The 344-nt window shown below is 57.8% G+C and carries 1 protein-coding gene; it reads right to left on the bottom strand.

What is annotated here, in order from left to right; all coding sequences use genetic code 11:
* Positions 1–25: 25 nt before the first annotated feature.
* Positions 26–344 (bottom strand): repressor phrH2 (locus EXE45_RS16115; RefSeq protein WP_241989500.1); only part of this gene is annotated, 319 nt, incomplete at its 5' end.

Below are 344 nucleotides of genomic sequence, written 5' to 3'. Positions count from 1 at the left end.
CGAGATCGCTACCGTATAACAAATCTCAGAATCCTGCCCACCAGTCCGGTCGCGTCGCATGCGGCGGTCGCGGGTTCGGCACGGGCACATCGAGACTCGGGTCGACATCTTCGCTCAAGAATAATTCTCCCCATGTTGTGATCGACCATTTGACCTCAAAGCGACCATCAACGATCTCGCGCTCGTATTGCTCCACGAGCTCGGCATCCGCCAGCACTTCGCACCGGTCACTCACGCGATTCTTACTGATCCGTCCACGAATATCGAACGCGATCTCCCACGCATCCGCATCGCCTCCATCAGCGAGCCGCTCTAGAATCCGCTCATCGAGACCGCCCATCCAT

It is taken from the genome of Halorubrum sp. SP9, assembly GCF_005435015.1.
GTDB classification, from domain to species: domain Archaea; phylum Halobacteriota; class Halobacteria; order Halobacteriales; family Haloferacaceae; genus Halorubrum; species Halorubrum sodomense.
Note: the sequence above shows the minus strand (reverse complement) of the source record. Positions and strands in the feature narration are given on the sequence as shown.